The sequence below is a fragment of the Paenibacillus mellifer genome (assembly GCF_023195895.1).
Taxonomy (GTDB): domain Bacteria; phylum Bacillota; class Bacilli; order Paenibacillales; family Paenibacillaceae; genus Fontibacillus; species Fontibacillus mellifer.
This window is the reverse complement of sequence record NZ_JALPRK010000004.1, coordinates 148,094-163,404: the sequence shown is the minus strand read 5'-3', so window position 1 is coordinate 163,404 and position 15,311 is coordinate 148,094. Positions and strand designations below refer to the sequence as shown.

14 protein-coding genes are annotated in these 15,311 nt (G+C 50.6%); 10 read left to right on the top strand and 4 right to left on the bottom strand.

Annotated elements, in window-relative coordinates:
* Positions 1-13: 13 nt before the first annotated feature.
* From M0651_RS06755 to M0651_RS06735, 5 genes are all read left to right on the top strand, one after another.
* On the top strand, positions 14-1,198 hold the full coding sequence (locus M0651_RS06755; RefSeq protein ID WP_248551076.1) for an extracellular solute-binding protein: 1,185 nt from the start codon (positions 14-16) through the stop codon (positions 1,196-1,198).
* Complete coding sequence (locus M0651_RS06750; protein ID WP_248551075.1) at positions 1,195-2,034, top strand: ABC transporter permease; 840 nt, start codon at positions 1,195-1,197, stop codon at positions 2,032-2,034. Before M0651_RS06755 ends, M0651_RS06750 begins: the two co-directional genes overlap by 4 nt.
* A 131-nt stretch (positions 2,035-2,165) precedes the next feature.
* Positions 2,166-3,434 (top strand): MFS transporter, encoded by a 1,269-nt coding sequence (locus M0651_RS06745; RefSeq protein ID WP_248551074.1) that lies wholly within the window; start codon positions 2,166-2,168, stop codon positions 3,432-3,434.
* Between the two features lie 158 nt (positions 3,435-3,592).
* Positions 3,593-5,146 (top strand): UDP-N-acetylmuramoyl-L-alanyl-D-glutamate--2,6-diaminopimelate ligase, encoded by a 1,554-nt coding sequence (locus M0651_RS06740; protein ID WP_248551073.1) that lies wholly within the window; start codon positions 3,593-3,595, stop codon positions 5,144-5,146.
* Positions 5,147-5,557: 411 nt separating this feature from the next.
* Positions 5,558-7,087 carry an ABC-F family ATP-binding cassette domain-containing protein gene (locus M0651_RS06735; protein ID WP_248551072.1) on the top strand — a complete coding sequence of 510 codons (1,530 nt, stop codon included), beginning with the start codon at positions 5,558-5,560 and terminating at the stop codon, positions 7,085-7,087.
* A gap of 52 nt (positions 7,088-7,139) precedes the next feature.
* Here M0651_RS06735 and M0651_RS06730 read toward each other — a convergent pair whose 3' ends face one another.
* The gene (locus M0651_RS06730; protein WP_248551071.1) at positions 7,140-7,850 is read right to left on the bottom strand and encodes a GT-D fold domain-containing glycosyltransferase; all 711 of its coding nucleotides are present in this window, start codon (positions 7,848-7,850) and stop codon (positions 7,140-7,142) included.
* Between the two features lie 245 nt (positions 7,851-8,095).
* Between M0651_RS06730 and M0651_RS06725 the strand changes: the two genes are divergently transcribed.
* From M0651_RS06725 to M0651_RS06710, 4 genes are all read left to right on the top strand, one after another.
* Positions 8,096-8,785, top strand: a complete 690-nt coding sequence (locus M0651_RS06725) for a glycosyltransferase (RefSeq protein ID WP_248551070.1) — start codon at positions 8,096-8,098, stop codon at positions 8,783-8,785.
* Positions 8,786-8,827: 42 nt separating this feature from the next.
* Positions 8,828-9,556, top strand: a complete 729-nt coding sequence (locus tag M0651_RS06720) for a class I SAM-dependent methyltransferase (protein WP_248551069.1) — start codon at positions 8,828-8,830, stop codon at positions 9,554-9,556.
* 123 nt (positions 9,557-9,679) lie between these two features.
* Positions 9,680-10,708, top strand: a complete 1,029-nt coding sequence (locus tag M0651_RS06715) for an ATP-binding cassette domain-containing protein (protein WP_248551068.1) — start codon at positions 9,680-9,682, stop codon at positions 10,706-10,708.
* Positions 10,705-11,520 (top strand): ABC transporter permease, encoded by an 816-nt coding sequence (locus M0651_RS06710; protein WP_248551067.1) that lies wholly within the window; start codon positions 10,705-10,707, stop codon positions 11,518-11,520. The genes M0651_RS06715 and M0651_RS06710 overlap by 4 nt, the downstream gene beginning before the upstream one ends.
* Positions 11,521-11,592: 72 nt before the next feature.
* Here M0651_RS06710 and M0651_RS06705 read toward each other — a convergent pair whose 3' ends face one another.
* The 3 genes from M0651_RS06705 to M0651_RS24250 form a co-directional block, all read right to left on the bottom strand.
* Positions 11,593-12,771, bottom strand: a complete 1,179-nt coding sequence (locus tag M0651_RS06705; protein WP_248551066.1) for a MalY/PatB family protein — start codon at positions 12,769-12,771, stop codon at positions 11,593-11,595.
* 58 nt (positions 12,772-12,829) lie between these two features.
* Entirely contained in the window at positions 12,830-13,399 is a 570-nt protein-coding gene (locus tag M0651_RS06700; RefSeq protein ID WP_248551065.1) for a beta-class carbonic anhydrase, read from the bottom strand.
* A 73-nt stretch (positions 13,400-13,472) separates the two neighbouring features.
* On the bottom strand, positions 13,473-13,631 hold the full coding sequence (locus M0651_RS24250) for an iron-sulfur cluster biosynthesis family protein (RefSeq protein ID WP_372490893.1): 159 nt from the start codon (positions 13,629-13,631) through the stop codon (positions 13,473-13,475).
* A 146-nt stretch (positions 13,632-13,777) separates the two neighbouring features.
* Here M0651_RS24250 and M0651_RS06695 point away from each other — a divergent pair, with 146 nt between their 5' ends.
* Positions 13,778-15,295 carry a carboxypeptidase M32 gene (locus M0651_RS06695; RefSeq protein WP_248551064.1) on the top strand — a complete coding sequence of 506 codons (1,518 nt, stop codon included), beginning with the start codon at positions 13,778-13,780 and terminating at the stop codon, positions 15,293-15,295.
* Positions 15,296-15,311 lie beyond the last annotated feature (16 nt).

The following is a 15,311-nucleotide window of genomic DNA, read 5'->3' as shown; positions in this document are numbered from 1 at the left end:
AGGATAAACGAAAATGCGATCCAAAAAACCATGGTTAACCCTATTATCTACGGTGTTATTATCGATGACGGTACTCTCCGCATGCGGCGGTGGCGGCGGAAACGGAGCGGCGTCGAATACGTCAACCCAAGGTGAATCAACGGCGGCACCTGCAGCAGCCAGCACGCCGGTCAAGTTTAACTTCTATTTTACGGGTTCGCAGAACGTCAAAGATCTGTGGGACACGCTCGTTCCGATGTTTGAGGAGAAAAACGATCAGGTAGATGTGAACCTGGTTTACATTCCGTCCGGAACCGGCGCAGAGCCAACCTACGACCGCATTCTGGCTGCGAAGCAAGCCGGCAAAGGTTCGGGCGACATCGATTTGTACGAGGACGGAATCGGCGTCGTTGCCCAGGGCACCAAAGATGGGGTATGGAAGCAATTAGATACCAATGCGATCCCTAACCTGGCCAATGTCAATTCTGACACAATGAAGGACGTGGACAATTACGCGATACCTTATCGCTCTTCCGCCGTTGTCTTAGCTTATGACAGTACGAAAGTGACGAATCCGCCAAAAACATTAGACGAGCTGCTGGCTTGGATCAAAGCAAATCCGGGGCAATTCGCTTATAATGACCCGTCCACCGGCGGTTCGGGGAGTTCGTTCGTGCAGACGGTGATCTACAAGGATCTTCCCGAAGAGGATATTCACAATTCCGATCCATCGGTAATGGATAAATGGGGTCCGGGGTTCCAAACGCTGAAGGAGCTTGGCCAATATGTTTACGGAGACGGCATTTACCCCAAGAAAAACCAGGGCACGCTGGATCTGTTGATGAACGGCGAGGTTTCACTTATTCCGGCATGGTCGGATATGGTATTGCAACAACTTAATGAAGGGCTGCTTCCCGATACGGTCAAAATGCAGCAAATTACACCTGGCTTTAACGGGGGGCCAACTTATCTGATGGTGAACGGGGAATCGGATAAGCAAGAGGCGATTTATCAGTTCCTGGACTTCGTTCTATCGCCGGAAGCTCAAGCGGTTATCGTTGAGAAAATGAATGGGTTCCCGGGCATCGAATTGGCCAATATGCCGCAGGAAACCCAGGATAAATTTAAGGGCGTTGCCGAAGGCTTCCGTACCTTTAACATCGGGGATTTGGGTACAGAAATCAACAAACGCTGGCAGAGCGACGTTGCTGCGCAATGAGTAAAGAGTGGAAACAAGCGTTGGCGGGGCTGGCGATGGTCCTCCCCTCCTTCGCGATTTTATTGGTCGTCGTCATTATTCCGATCCTTCAATCCCTGATGTTAAGCCTCACCAACGAGACGGGCGGATATGACCTGAGCCGATACCACGTTCTGTTTACCGATAAGGGGATGCGGGCGAACATCTTGTTTACGCTTCGTATCACCGTAATCACCTGTGCGTTGGTGCTGCTGATCAGCTATAGCTTGGCGGTATACATGCGCTTCAATCAAGGACCGATCGTCGAGTTGATTCGGAAAACCTATATGATCCCTTTGTTCATACCGGGGGTCATTGCCACCTACGGATTAATCAATCTTCTCGGCAACCACGGGTGGCTGGCACGCCTGCTAGAGCATATCGGAGTCACGCTGCCGCGTATCATTTTCGATGAGAAAGGGATCATTATCGCGAATCTCTGGTTCAACATTCCGTTTACGACGATGTTGCTCAGCTCCGCGTTGGCCGGGATTCCCTCGTCGGTCATCGAAAGCGCCAAAGACGTTGGGGCAGGGAGGTATAGATTGTTTGCGAGGTTTATTTTCCCGCTGTCTTATAAAACGTTCTTGGTTGCCCTGACCTTTGTATTCATGGGGGTGATCGGTTCGTTTACGGCCCCGTTCTTGCTGGGCGCAAACTCCCCGCAAATGCTGGGGGCCTCGATGCAGCAGGTGTTCAGTGTTTTCCAGGAACGTGAGCAAGCGGCGGCGATGGCTTTTTTTACTTTCCTGCTTTGTTCGGTGCTTGGGGCATTTTACATTCGCTCCATGGCCAAAGAGGAAAACGTCAGAATGTAACGATCTTAATCTTCTGCCTAACCCCGGCGAACGGGGTTATTTTTTTTATAGTCATCTATTCCATTGTTTGGGGAATCAGGTTCGATTAAAGTATAATAATACCTAAATGAATGAATTGGAAGGGGATGGCCGTGAATAACGCAGACAGGTCAATTCAATCGGCACCGAAGGAACAGTGGAGAAGGAATATTGTTCTCTTTCTGAGCAGTCAAACTATCTCGTTGTTTGGTTCTTCGCTAGTGCAGTATGCCATCATGTGGTACATTACGCTGAATACTAAATCGGGGATCATGATGACCCTATACATTCTATGCGGTTTCATCCCGACGTTTCTATTATCTCCTGTGGCGGGGGTCTGGGCAGACCGATACAACCGGAAAGTCTTGATCATGCTGGCGGATGGCATGATTGCAATGTCCACGCTGGTGATGGCAATCCTGTTTCTTTTTGGCTACAAAGAGGCTTGGTTGTTGTTCGCGATCGCCGCAATCCGGGCGCTTGGTTCGGGCGTGCAGACACCGGCAGTTGGGGCCATTTTGCCGCAGATCGTACCTGCTGACCGGTTGACCAAGGTGAACGGGATCAACGGAAGCATCCAGGCGGTAATTATGTTTGTCTCCCCGATCGTCAGTGCCGCGCTGCTTACCATAGCGACAATCGAAGCGATCTTCTTCATCGATGTGGTTACGGCGGCGATTGCGATACTGACGTTGCTGCTTTATTTTCGGATACCGTCTCATCCCAAAGCCTCCGACCAACCCTCGACCAGTTACTTCAACGATCTTAAAGAAGGTTTGGCATACATAGGTCGACAAGCTTATTTGAAATCCTTCTTTAAGTTTATGGCAGTCTTCTTTATTTTGATGGCCCCGGCCGCCTTCTTAACCCCGCTTCAGGTCACTCGGAGCTTTGGCGATGAGGTTTGGCGGCTCACGGCGATCGAAATCGCCTTTTCCGTGGGGATGATGGCAGGAGGGGGGCTGATTGCGGCATGGGGAGGTTTTCGGAACAAGGTCCATACAATGACCTTAGCTACCGTTCTCATGGGCGTGTGCACGTTCTTGCTAGGTATCGTCCCTGTCTTTTGGATCTACTTGGCGTTTATGGCCTTGTTTGGCGTGGCGATGCCGGCTTTTAATACCCCGACGATGACGATGATTCAGGAAAAAGTCGATGAGAACTATATGGGCCGAATTTTTGGCGTATTCAGTATGATCTCCACGTCGATGATGCCGATAGGAATGCTGATCTTCGGCCCGATCGCCGATGCGGTTGATATCGAGTGGCTGTTAATCGGCACCGGCGTTCTAATTCTGTTCCTATCCATCTTTCTCGGACGCAACCAACCGCTGCTGGAAGCTGGCAAACCGGCTGTGCAGGAATCTTCGGCTTCCTCATGATATCAAGCAGGCCCGTAAGGGGCCTGCATTTTTAATTGAGCTAGGCATTCCGCAAGGAGGATCTTGGTGATCAAGTCGAATTATGGGGAATAAACCGGATTTTTGGCGGGCAACATGTAACCACAAAGGCGTTCAGGACTAGGAAAGAAGGGGAATATGTGAAGCTGAACCTTCTGTTGAATCCGCTGTTAATCAAACAAGTGCAGGGGGAGGTTGAACTGGACATCAGCGGAATCGAAATCGATTCGCGGCAAGTGATGCAAGGGTGTTTGTTTGTATGCTTGCCAGGTACCGTCCATGATGGGCACGAGTTTGCTATTCAGGCGGTTCATGCCGGCGCAATCGCGTTGATCACAGAGAAGGAGCTGACAGATATCCCTTCTCACATTACGATCGTGCAGGTTCCAGATGCGCGGCGGGCATTGGCCATTCTGGCGGATGTATTCTATGGCCAGCCGACAAGCCGGTTAAAGCTAATTGGGGTTACAGGCACAAACGGAAAAACGACGACAACCCATTTGGTCGAACATATCTTTAATGAAAATAATAAACGAACCGGACTAATTGGTACGTTGTATATGCGAATCGGGAACTACAGGGAACAGACCGTAAATACCACGCCGGAGTCCCACATGTTGCAGCGAAATTTCCGCACGATGTTGGAACATGGCGCGGAGTATGCGGTGGTTGAGGTGTCTTCTCACGCCCTGGATATGGGCAGGGTAAGGGGGTGCCAATTCCGCACGGCGGTTTTGACAAACGTCACGCATGACCATTTGGATTATCACGCATCGATGGAACGATACAGCGATACGAAATCACTGCTGTTCTCACAGCTGGGCAGCGCCTACGGGGATGAGTCGAAGGTTGCAATTCTCAATGCGGATGATCCGGTATCCCCCTTGTATGCCCGCAAAACCGCTGCCCAGGTCATCACATATGGAATTCAGAACGACGCTGACATTCGTGCGAGTGAAATCCAGATGAAGCCGGATGGAACGTCACTACGGGTGGATACCTTTCAGGGATGGACCCATCTAGATTTGAAGCTGCTGGGGATGTTTAATGTATATAACGTTCTGGCGGCCATCGCGGTAAGCTTGGCGGAGAGAATACCGCTTCAGCAGGTGAAACAGAGCCTGGAAATGTTTGAAGGGGTGACGGGGCGATTCGAACCGATTTACGCCGGACAAGATTTTACCATTATCCTGGATTACGCCCATAATCCGGACGGATTGGAGAATGTGCTGCAAACCGCTAAGACGATGACACAAGGCAGATTGTTCTGTGTATGCGGGTGCGAAGGGGACAAGGACCGGATGAAACGCCCGATCATGGCCCGAGTAGCGGCATCTTACGCAGATTTCGCAATCTTTACGTCGGACAATACCCGTTCGGAAGAACCCGACTCAATTCTAAGCGATATGTTGGAAGGGGTGAAGGGAGGACCGATCCCCAGTAACGGTTATACGGCCGTCGTGGACCGTCGGGAGGCTATTTCGCAGGTCATTGAACTTGCACGTCCCGGAGACTGCGTCGTTATTGCGGGCAGAGGACATGAGACTCATCTGATCGTAAAGGACCAGCGGATCCCGTTTGACGATCGCGAGGTCATTTTGGAATTGTTGGGATCCAAGACCAATCCAGCGTTGTACCCGGAGAAGTGGGTTGACGACGATGTCGGAGTCCGCGCACCGGAAGCCTCCTTGTGAGATTATCGCATGTTGATTTGAGAAGGACGTGAAAGTGAAGGGTCTTTATGCTAAAATGAAGGGGATTTATGGAAAGGTTGGTGTTATCCATGATTTATCTCCAAAATGGCAAACTCGTTAGGGAACTTCGCTCCGTACACATGTTCAGGATGAAGCATTGTGCGGAGCTTAATCGGGAAGCTTAGCTTCCTGCATTCATCGATCTAAAGCTAGGCGCGGATTGCATAGGGAGAAGAACCTACGCTTATTCAAGTGCGGCTTTAAATCGATCTATGCATGAATTAAGGACCAAGGACAATGTTTTGTCCTTGGTCCTTTGTGTTTTTTTGGGGTTCCCCAGAGCAGAGGACTGGCGCCGTTAGGCGCTTGTTTCTCTGCTTTTTTTATTCCTACAGAAGAGAGGTCTTTGACATGAGTTTATTAGAAATGAGCGGCATTACCCATCATTACGCGGACAAGGAACTTTACCGTGAGGTATCGTTGGAATTACATGCAGGAGAACATATGGGACTCGTCGGACAGAATGGTGCGGGAAAAAGCACATTGATTCGCATGCTAACCGGCGAATTGATACCCGATCAAGGCCTCATCAAATGGCAACCGCGTCTACGTCTGGGGCATCTCGATCAATATGCCCGAATTCCGGGAAACATCACGATCCGCAGCTATATGCAAACCGCCTTCGAAGAGCTGTACGCGTTGGAACGGAAGATGACCGAAATTTATCGGGAGGTTGCGAACACGGGGGATGAAAGCAAGCTGAAGCAGGCGGCGTCATGTCAGGAGAAGCTGGAGGCCGGCGATTTCTACGGGATCGACAGCCGAATTGAACAGACCGCCATGGGCCTAGGCATTCATGCGATGGGGATAGAGCGAACGATGTCGGAGTTAAGTGGCGGGCAAAGGGCCCGTGTCATTTTAGCTAAGCTGCTGCTCAGTGAGCCGGATGTATTGCTGCTCGATGAGCCAACCAATTTCCTGGACCGGGAACATGTGGAATGGCTGGCCGACGCGTTGGTTGCATTCCGGGGCGCCTACGTCATTGTTTCTCACGATGCTTCGTTCCTCCAGAAGGTCACGAACTGCATCTGTGATATTGAGTTTGGTTCAATCCGGAAATACCCGGGAAGTTACAATGAATTTGTACGGCAGAAGGAACATTTGCGGCGCGATTACGAACGACGTTATGAAGCACAACAGAAGAAGATCGAATCCACCGAAAGTTATATCCGCAAAAATATTGCTGGCGTTAATAGTAAAATCGCCCAAGGTCGACGCAAGCAGCTGGAACGGATGGACCGTCTGGGACCGCCGCTCCAGACTCATCCTCCGGCGTTCCGATTTCAAGAGCTGGCGGCACCCGGCCTGGTCGCGTTAGAGACACGCCGACTTGTGGTCGGATATGGTCAGCCGCTGCTACCGCCGCTTAGTTTCAAGGTGCCAGGTGGTCAAAAGCTCGTGATCACGGGCTTTAACGGTATCGGCAAATCGACGCTGCTGAACACGTTGGTTCGGCGGCTGGCTCCCGTGTCCGGAGACGCTCGCTTTGCGGATCGTGTGCATACCGGCTATTTTGAACAGGAGCTCGCTTGGGAGAATCCGGTTCTAACGCCGATCCAATATATCTCTAACTATCGTCCTGATTTAGATGGGAAGGATATCCGCAAACATTTGGCCCGCTGCGGGATCAATCAGACGCTGGCGTCACGAGCGATCGAAACGCTGAGCGGCGGGGAACAGTCCAAGGTGAAGTTATGCCGGTTGCTGCTAACCCCTTGCAACTTTCTGATCCTGGACGAACCGACCAATCACTTGGATCAGGAAGCTAAGGAAGCGTTGCGTCAAGCATTAATTGAATTTCGAGGCAGCGTACTGCTGGTTTCCCACGAACAGTCCTTCTATCAGGACTGGGCAGATCGTGTGATGCGCATCGGGAAGTAAACCGTTTGAAGAAATCGCAATAGAGTCGCAATAGAAAAGGGTGCCCCGATCCTTAATTGGGGCGCCCTTTTAGGATAATATTGGTCGCCTTGCCGAAATCGAGTGCCACCTTACCCGTGAGAGCTGCAATCTGTTCGGACAGAACAACTGCACTCACCCCGCAGGAGATCAAAGCGATGTCAAAGCTATGCTTATGTGCAATAATCCATTTCATCGTATTCCGGTATTCCTGCCACTGACTAAAAGTCAAGGCGTGCACGATATTTTGCTTGTACGGTTCCTTTTCGAGCCGTTCCTTGATCTTATGAGCTTCTCGCGTGATAATTAATATTCTTCGGCCGGATAAGAGCGACCAGAACTCCTCCATACGGGCCAGCTCCCGGTTAACACCAGCATGGCATATCTTTGAGGGCTGAATTTTGTAATGGTCAAAGATTTGATCGGTTAAGGGTCTCTTTAAATAGTCCGGCGCATTTATCGTGATGTCCCCTTCGGGTAGAATCCCTACGACGGTTGCCTTCTTCACTGAAGAAATCACAGCGTTACGCAGCGGGAGATTGGGCAATGTGACGCCTTTTTCCCCGCGATTAGCTTTAATCGCCCATCTTTCCTGAAGTACCTTCGACAGGGGCCAGATTGTATTCTGAGACATGATCAGATTTTCTCCATCGCCAATCCGTACTAATGATAAAGGTTTCTGGTTTTCGACAGCGTCTTCGATTCTCTTGAGCAAGTCTCGAGTTTCCAAGTAGATTTGGTGCATCGGACATTTCATTCCTTTCAAATGCTTGATTATTCCAGTTTATGATTGGAAATGCGTTTCGAATTGTGTGCTTGCACCACTATGCTCATGGGTAAGGTTCTCTTGACTATTTTCGACGACAATTAAGGAATACGTCCTGTCCGTTGTTTTGTCTCTAGCATATAGTGGAAGATCGGTAGTCCCGCATTTGCGAGATGATGATCATGACATGCTGGAGTGGGACTAAAGAACAAGGAGGGGCAAAAATGTCGAAAAAGATAGTTATCGAGAGCAATTTCAATACGTTTGGATTTAATCCGCAACGACTTACACGCACATGGTTGGAGAGAAGAATCGAGATATTCCGCAACTTTACTCTGAAGTCACTACAGGCTCAAACCAATCAAAATTTTTTGGCGATTTTTAAGATCGTACCAGAAACCGAGAGCATCCTAATTGAAATTCTGGCCAAGTACCCGCGCCTTCCGCGCAATGTAATGTTTGTGACGCCTCAAGATGGTATGGAGCGTATTAAAGAATTTGTTGGTTCATGCGAAAATTTGTATCTCGTTCGTATGGAGTCTGATGATATGTACCACAAATCTTACATTCAACAATTGGTTGATTGTCGGCCCAAAGCGGGTACACTCGCTTTGATCAATCAAAACGGATACGCGTTAGACTCTATAAATGGAGAAATGGTTCCGATGTTCCGAACTTCCCCGCCTTATTATGTGTTTTTGTACAAGACATCGGAATATTTGTCCGGATATCGCTTCAAGCTTCCAGGCCGAGGTACGCACGGTAATGTCATCGAATTACCTCACGAAATACTAACTCCTCGCAACTTTGTGGAGGTTATTCATCACTACAACTCCCTACCCAGACAACTTCCAGTTAAAGGTCGTATGAGTAAGGCGGAACAACAGAAGGTGCTGAAGGAATTTATGGCTTAAATCGAATCGACGGAAAGTATGTCAAGAATGGAGGTGGTCAGGATGGTCATACATGATCGGGTAAATGAACGTTACTACGGTCTTGTGAATTCGATAGAATCACACGAAGCGACACGAGCTCGGGTTCATTGGATATGTCGTTCGGTTGTTGGCAGCACGGTACTTGACGTGGGTTGCAGCCAGGGAATTATTTCGATTTTGCTGGCACGTGAAGGGTTGCGGGTCACCGGTATCGATCTGGAGGAAGAGAGCATTCGTTACGCTAAACGGGAACTTACCAAGGAATCTGGCTCGGTACGAGAAAATGTAAAGTTCCTTTTGACCGATGTCACTGAATGGAAAACTAACACACTTTTCGACACGGTGATTTTGGGAGAGATTCTGGAGCATTTCGCCAACCCTTCGATTTTGCTGCGACAAGCCTTCCGCTTACTTAAGGATGACGGCACCTTAGTGGTTACGGTTCCTTACGGATACCACCCCTTTTATGATCATAAACAAACGTTTTATGCCGGAAATCTCGGAGCCAGTCTCGATCCATGGTTTGAAGTGAATCAGATCGAATTGCAGCATAAATACTTATGCTGCAAGGCTCGTAAACGACGAGTTATTAAAGAAGACGTGTTACCCGACACTTCAAATTTGATGGCATGGATAGAGTTTGATAGTAAACAGTTTAAACAGTTAGAGAAGAAGTACCAGGATACGATGAATTATCGTAAAGCAGCTTACGATCAGGCTATGCAACAGCTGAAGAAACAAAAAAAATAAGACGGAATCAAGATATATCTCGGAATCCTAGGGTATCATTCCAATCGTTTAAATTCAGTTTACCTAAATCGGTTAACCTCCTATCTGTAGATCAAATAGGCTTGAGATAGGAGGATAATACAAATGAGTACGAAAACTTCAGTCATAAGAGGAGGCCTTAGCGCTCCAGCTATCGAAGCTGAGGGACTCGTAAAAGTATTCGGAACCAACCGCGCCGTGGATGGAGTGGATCTGCGGGTGGATAGCGGCAAGATTTACGGTGTGCTAGGACCTAACGGGGCCGGGAAAACGACGACGATCCGCATGTTAGCCACCTTGCTTCGACCGGATGAGGGATCCGCCCGCATCTTTGGTCATGACGTCGTCAAGGAGCAGCATATCGTCCGCCAACTGATCGGTGTGACCGGGCAATATGCATCGGTGGATGAAACACTGAGTGCTACGGAAAACCTCGTTATTTTCTCCAGACTGCTAGGCTTGGGACGCAGCGAAGCCCGCCAAAAAGCGGCAGAGCTCTTGGAGGAATTCGGCTTGACCGATGCAGCCAAGCGGCCGCTGAAGCATTTCTCCGGCGGGATGCGGAGGCGGCTGGATTTGGCGGCAAGTCTGATCGCGCAGCCGCCGCTCATCTTCCTGGATGAACCTACGACGGGATTGGATCCGCGGACACGGACACAGATGTGGGAGACGATCCGCCGTTTGGTCGCTTCGGGCTCGACCGTGCTGTTAACGACGCAGTACCTGGACGAAGCGGATCAACTGGCGGATCGGATCGCCGTGATCGATCGAGGACAGGTCATTGCCGAAGGGACCGTCGACGAATTGAAGTCTTCAGTTGGTGCCTCGTCGCTGCAACTCAGAATCAGCAACCCGCTGGATTTAATGGAGTCTCGCCGGATCGTAGAACAGGTTCTCAGGGTAGCTACCAATGTTTCGGCGGAAGCCGGTAAGATCACCGCCCCGCTGACGGAAGCCGATAAAGTTACCGACTTATTGATCGCCTTACGCGATTCGGGGATCGCTTTGACGGAGCTTAGCGTACAAAAGCCGACGTTGGATGAAGTGTTTTTGACGCTCACCGGGCATGGGGTCGAAGGAGACACTGCAGAAACGAACGGATCCGTCCTCAATCAGAAGGAGGTAATGGCATGAACAGCACGGCAGTCAACTCCAAAGCCCCACGGCCTTTGAAGAACCACACGAGCTTCCGTCAAACCCTCCGCCATTCGTTAACCATGGCGTATCGGGGGTTACTTAAAATCAAGCGAACACCGGAACAACTGTTTGACGTGACGATCCAGCCGATCATTTTTACATTGATGTTCACTTATATTTTCGGTGGGGCGATCTCAGGAGACGTGCTGAGTTATTTGCCGGTCATTATCCCGGGAATTTTGGTGCAAACTGTCATCTCGACGTCAATCGTCACTGGGGTGCAATTACGCGAGGATATGGAGAAGGGCGTCTTCGACCGCTTCAAGTCGCTGCCGATCGCCCGGATTGCGCCGCTGGCCGGCGCCTTGTTGGCCGACACGGTCCGCTACACCATCGCTACCGTCTTAACGTTCGCAATGGGATACCTTATGGGTTACCGGCCTGAAGGTGGCCTCGGTTACGTCGCCCTTGCCGCGCTGCTTGTCATCGTCTGTTCCTGGTCGATCAGTTGGATATTCGCTTTCTTTGGGGTCATTGCACGGACCGCATCCAGTGTGCAGGGGATTTCAATGATCGTGTTGTTTCCGCTGACGTTCTTATCCAATGCGTTTGTTCCGGTCGAAACCATGCCGAAATGGCTGGGGTGGTTTGCGAATGTGAATCCGATCTCGAATCTGGTCACTGCGGTTCGGGAACTGGTTAACACAGGGACCGCAGGCGGGGATTTGGTGTCTTCATTGGTCGGCGCTGCCGTCATTGTGGCGGTGTTTGCTCCGATAACGGTTCGCGCGTACATGCGGCGCACCTAAATAACAAAGCCGGAAGACAATGGTCTTTCCGGCTTTGTTAGGTTCTCAGGTACCTGTTGTTGCACCTGGTCTTTACACGTGATGTGCTTTAACCGCTGAGCAAAATCGCTCCAGCGCCTCTTGCAGCAACGAATGTGGGCACGCGAGATTGATCCGAAGGAAACCTTCGCCATCCCGGCCATAAACGGAGCCTTCGGTAAAAGCGACTTTGGCTTCTTTATACATCACTTGCTTGATCTGAGTTTTACTCCAACCAAGTGCGCGGTAATCTACCCATAGCAAGTAGGTGCCTTCCGGGAGGATCGGAGTCGCCGCTGGCAGGTGCTCCGCGAGATAAGAGATCGCGAAGTCACGGTTCCCGCGGATATAGTCCAAGACGGCATCCAGCCAATCCTCACTTTGCGTGTACGCGGCGATGGTAGCAGAAGGGCCGAAATAGTTCAGCGATCCGATAGCCAGCGTTTTGATGCGCTCCGCAAAAGACTTGCGGATTGCACCATTTGAAATAAGGGTATAAGCCGTAGACAGACCGGGAATGTTGAACGTTTTGGAAGGGGCCGCGCAGGTGATCGTGATGCCGGCGTGAGCTTCGGAGAGCGAAGCAAACGGCACATGGCGGTGTTCCTTGAAAACCAGGTCGCCATGTATTTCGTCGGAGACGACCTTCACCTCGTATTTCAAGCAGAGCTCGCCGAGCAGCTCCAGTTCCTCCCGGGTCCAGACCCGGCCGCCGGGATTATGGGGGCTGCATAGCAGCATCAGCTTGGCACCGCCCTGCATCAGCGACTCCAGATGGTCGTAATCCATACGATAACGTCCATCTTCAAGAATCAGCGGATTCTCGGCGATCTCGCGTCCGTTATTTCGAATGACATCATAGAACGGATTATATACCGGGGATTGCAGGATTACCCGATCTCCCGGTTCGGTTAATATTTGTACGGCTACGCCGAGCGCAGGGACGACACCTGGGGTATCGGTCAACCACGACGCGTCGACCTTCCATTCATGTCGGCGTTCCATCCAGCCTGTGATGGCATCAAGGTATTCCTTAGGCCGGCTCGTGTAGCCGTAGATACCATGCTTGGCCCGTTCGGTGACTGCTTGGACGATGGCCGGGGCGCATCGAAAGTCCATGTCGGCCACCCACAAAGGCAGTACATCGGGATCTCCAAACAGCTCCCGTCCAAGATCCCATTTCTCGGAGTAGGTTCCTCGCCGCGGCAATCGTTCATCGAAATGATAGGTCATCTAGTTGCTCCATCCTTTCCCCAGGCAAACGGGTTCTCTCGACTCTTGGTTGCGTGTACTACTTAAGCGGCTGGTACCCATCGATCACGAGTTCCAGTTCGCCTGTTGTGGAATTAATCAACATCCCGTGAACCGGGATATCGGCAGGGAGCAGGGGGTGTTTCTTGACGATATTTACCGTCTGAATCACGCCTTCCTTCTCGTTATCGAAGCCACGCAACCACTTATTTAACTTAATGCCGGAGTTCTCCAGCGTGTTCAATGTGTCGTCACTGATTCCCCGATCCCGCATGGAACCGATCATCCGGTCTGAATTCAGCGCGGCCATCCCGCAGCCGGTGTGACCGACAATAAACACTTCTTGCGCATGCAGCTCGTAGATGGCGACGAGCAGACTGCGCATGACGCTTCCGAAGGGTTGAGAGATGACCGCGCCGGCGTTCTTGATCAGCTTCACGTCGCCATTCCGTAAATTCATCGCTTTAGGCAGAAGCTCTGTAAGCCGAGTATCCATACAGGTAACAATGGCCATCTTCTTCTCGGGAAATTTATCCGTCACATATTTCTCGTATTCCTTATCTTCCACAAACTTGCGGTTAAAATCCAGAATAGATTGCAGCTGATTCATTTGACCTGCCTCCTTAGGGTTTGGGTAGCGAATAGCGCCTAGATTACCGGCGATCAATCAAAGGGATATTCGATTAGTAAAATTGAGAGGGTCCATCTGACCGGAACGTACCGGTGTTTTCTTCCCCCTTCAGGGTAAGCTCTTCTTCGAAAAAGATCGCCTGCATCTTATCGATCCAGAACGGACAACCCTCATTCTCCATCGGAATGTCGTAAGCGCCGGGTTCGGACACAATATGGAGTACTGGACAGCTCCTTTACCTGAAAATGAAATATCTCAAAAAAAGGGAATCAAGTCCGCTTAAAATTTGATTATACGGTTTGTTAAAAGTATCATCAAGAGTAGCAGTAAATTTAACCAGTAAAGGCGGGAGTTGTCATGAAGCAGGAAACGGTTGAAAAATGGGAGCTCTTTCGAGAGCTTCTGCAAAAGATTCACGGGTACGGGGAAGCGGTCGCGCTGATGAATTGGGATTTGCGCACGGGCGCACCGCGGAAAGGCGCGGAGACCCGGGCAGCCACCATCGGCCTATTGTCCACGGAGGCCTTCAAACTGCAAACCTCGGCGGAAATGGGCGAATATTTGGCTTATTTGAATCAACCTTCCATCCTGAATGAACTGGATGATGTCAAACGCCGGATGGTCCTTGACGTTCAAGAGGAGTACGACCGTAGCGTCAAGATTCCGCCGCAGAAATTCCGCGAATATACCGAACTCACGGCCCACTCCGAAACGATGTGGGAAGATTTCAAAGAAAACAGCGATTTCGCCGGGTTTGAACCCTATTTAACGCAAATTGTGGAAAAAACACAGGAGTTTATCGACTACTGGGGTCCGAAAGCCACTCGTTATGATACGTTGCTACATATGTATGAACCGGATCTGACCGTCGAGAAGCTCGATCAGGTATTCGGTCAACTGCGCAACCGTCTGGTACCGTTGGTCGAGGCGGTAGCTGCCGCGAAGAACAAACCGGAAGCGCCTTTCCTGGATCAACTGTTCGATACGGGGCAGCAGGCGAAATTCAGTCGGCTCCTCCTCGAGCAAATCGGCTACGATTTCGAAGCCGGGCGGATCGACGAAACGGTGCACCCGTTCCAAACCACGCTGAACCATGGAGACGTTCGGATCACCACCAGCTACAAGCAGGATGATGTCACCAGCGCCATCTTCAGCTCCTTGCACGAGGGAGGACACGCCCTCTATGAACAAAATGTTTCTCCGGAGTTGGCCGGTTCACCGCTGGGCCAAGGCACGTCGATGGGTATCCACGAGTCGCAGTCCCGCTTCTGGGAGAACTTTGTAGGTCGCAGCCTGCAATTCTGGCAACGATACTTTGGCGAGCTCCAGCAGCACTTCCCGGAACAACTCAAGGATGTCACGCCAGAGTCGTTCTTCCGTGGTATCAATCGAGTGGAGAACTCGTTAATCCGGATCGAAGCGGATGAACTGACTTATAATTTGCATATCATCATCCGTTACGAAATCGAAAAGCTGTTGTTCAATGAGGCCTTGCCGGTAAGTGAGTTGCCGAAAGTGTGGAACGAGAAGTACCGCGACTATCTGGGCTTGACGCCGCCCAACGATGGGTTAGGCGTGCTGCAGGACGTTCACTGGTCGGGCGGTCTGTTTGGTTATTTCCCGTCCTATGCGCTCGGCAACATGTATGCGGCCCAAATCGCGAACACGCTGCGGAAGGAGCTGCCGCAGTTCGAAGGCTTTATCGCGGACGGCAATTTCCTACCAATCAAGGAATGGCTAACCGATAAAATCTACAAATATGGGAAGAGCCGTAAACCGTCGGAAATCATCCTGGCGGTCACCGGCGAAGAGTTGAACCCGGATTATCTCGCAGATTATCTGGAACAAAAATTCAAAAGTATTTACGGCATCTAATCCATAAACCATGAAA

Coding starts and splice junctions, on each gene's coding strand:
- M0651_RS06755 (WP_248551076.1), top strand. CDS start 14: ATGCGATCCAAAAAACCATGGTTAACCCTATTATCTACGGTGTTATTA.
- M0651_RS06750 (WP_248551075.1), top strand. CDS start 1,195: ATGAGTAAAGAGTGGAAACAAGCGTTGGCGGGGCTGGCGATGGTCCTC.
- M0651_RS06735 (WP_248551072.1), top strand. CDS start 5,558: ATGAGTTTATTAGAAATGAGCGGCATTACCCATCATTACGCGGACAAG.
- M0651_RS06730 (WP_248551071.1), bottom strand. CDS start 7,850: ATGCACCAAATCTACTTGGAAACTCGAGACTTGCTCAAGAGAATCGAA.
- M0651_RS06725 (WP_248551070.1), top strand. CDS start 8,096: ATGTCGAAAAAGATAGTTATCGAGAGCAATTTCAATACGTTTGGATTT.
- M0651_RS06720 (WP_248551069.1), top strand. CDS start 8,828: ATGGTCATACATGATCGGGTAAATGAACGTTACTACGGTCTTGTGAAT.
- M0651_RS06715 (WP_248551068.1), top strand. CDS start 9,680: ATGAGTACGAAAACTTCAGTCATAAGAGGAGGCCTTAGCGCTCCAGCT.
- M0651_RS06710 (WP_248551067.1), top strand. CDS start 10,705: ATGAACAGCACGGCAGTCAACTCCAAAGCCCCACGGCCTTTGAAGAAC.
- M0651_RS06705 (WP_248551066.1), bottom strand. CDS start 12,771: ATGACCTATCATTTCGATGAACGATTGCCGCGGCGAGGAACCTACTCC.
- M0651_RS06700 (WP_248551065.1), bottom strand. CDS start 13,399: ATGAATCAGCTGCAATCTATTCTGGATTTTAACCGCAAGTTTGTGGAA.
- M0651_RS06695 (WP_248551064.1), top strand. CDS start 13,778: ATGAAGCAGGAAACGGTTGAAAAATGGGAGCTCTTTCGAGAGCTTCTG.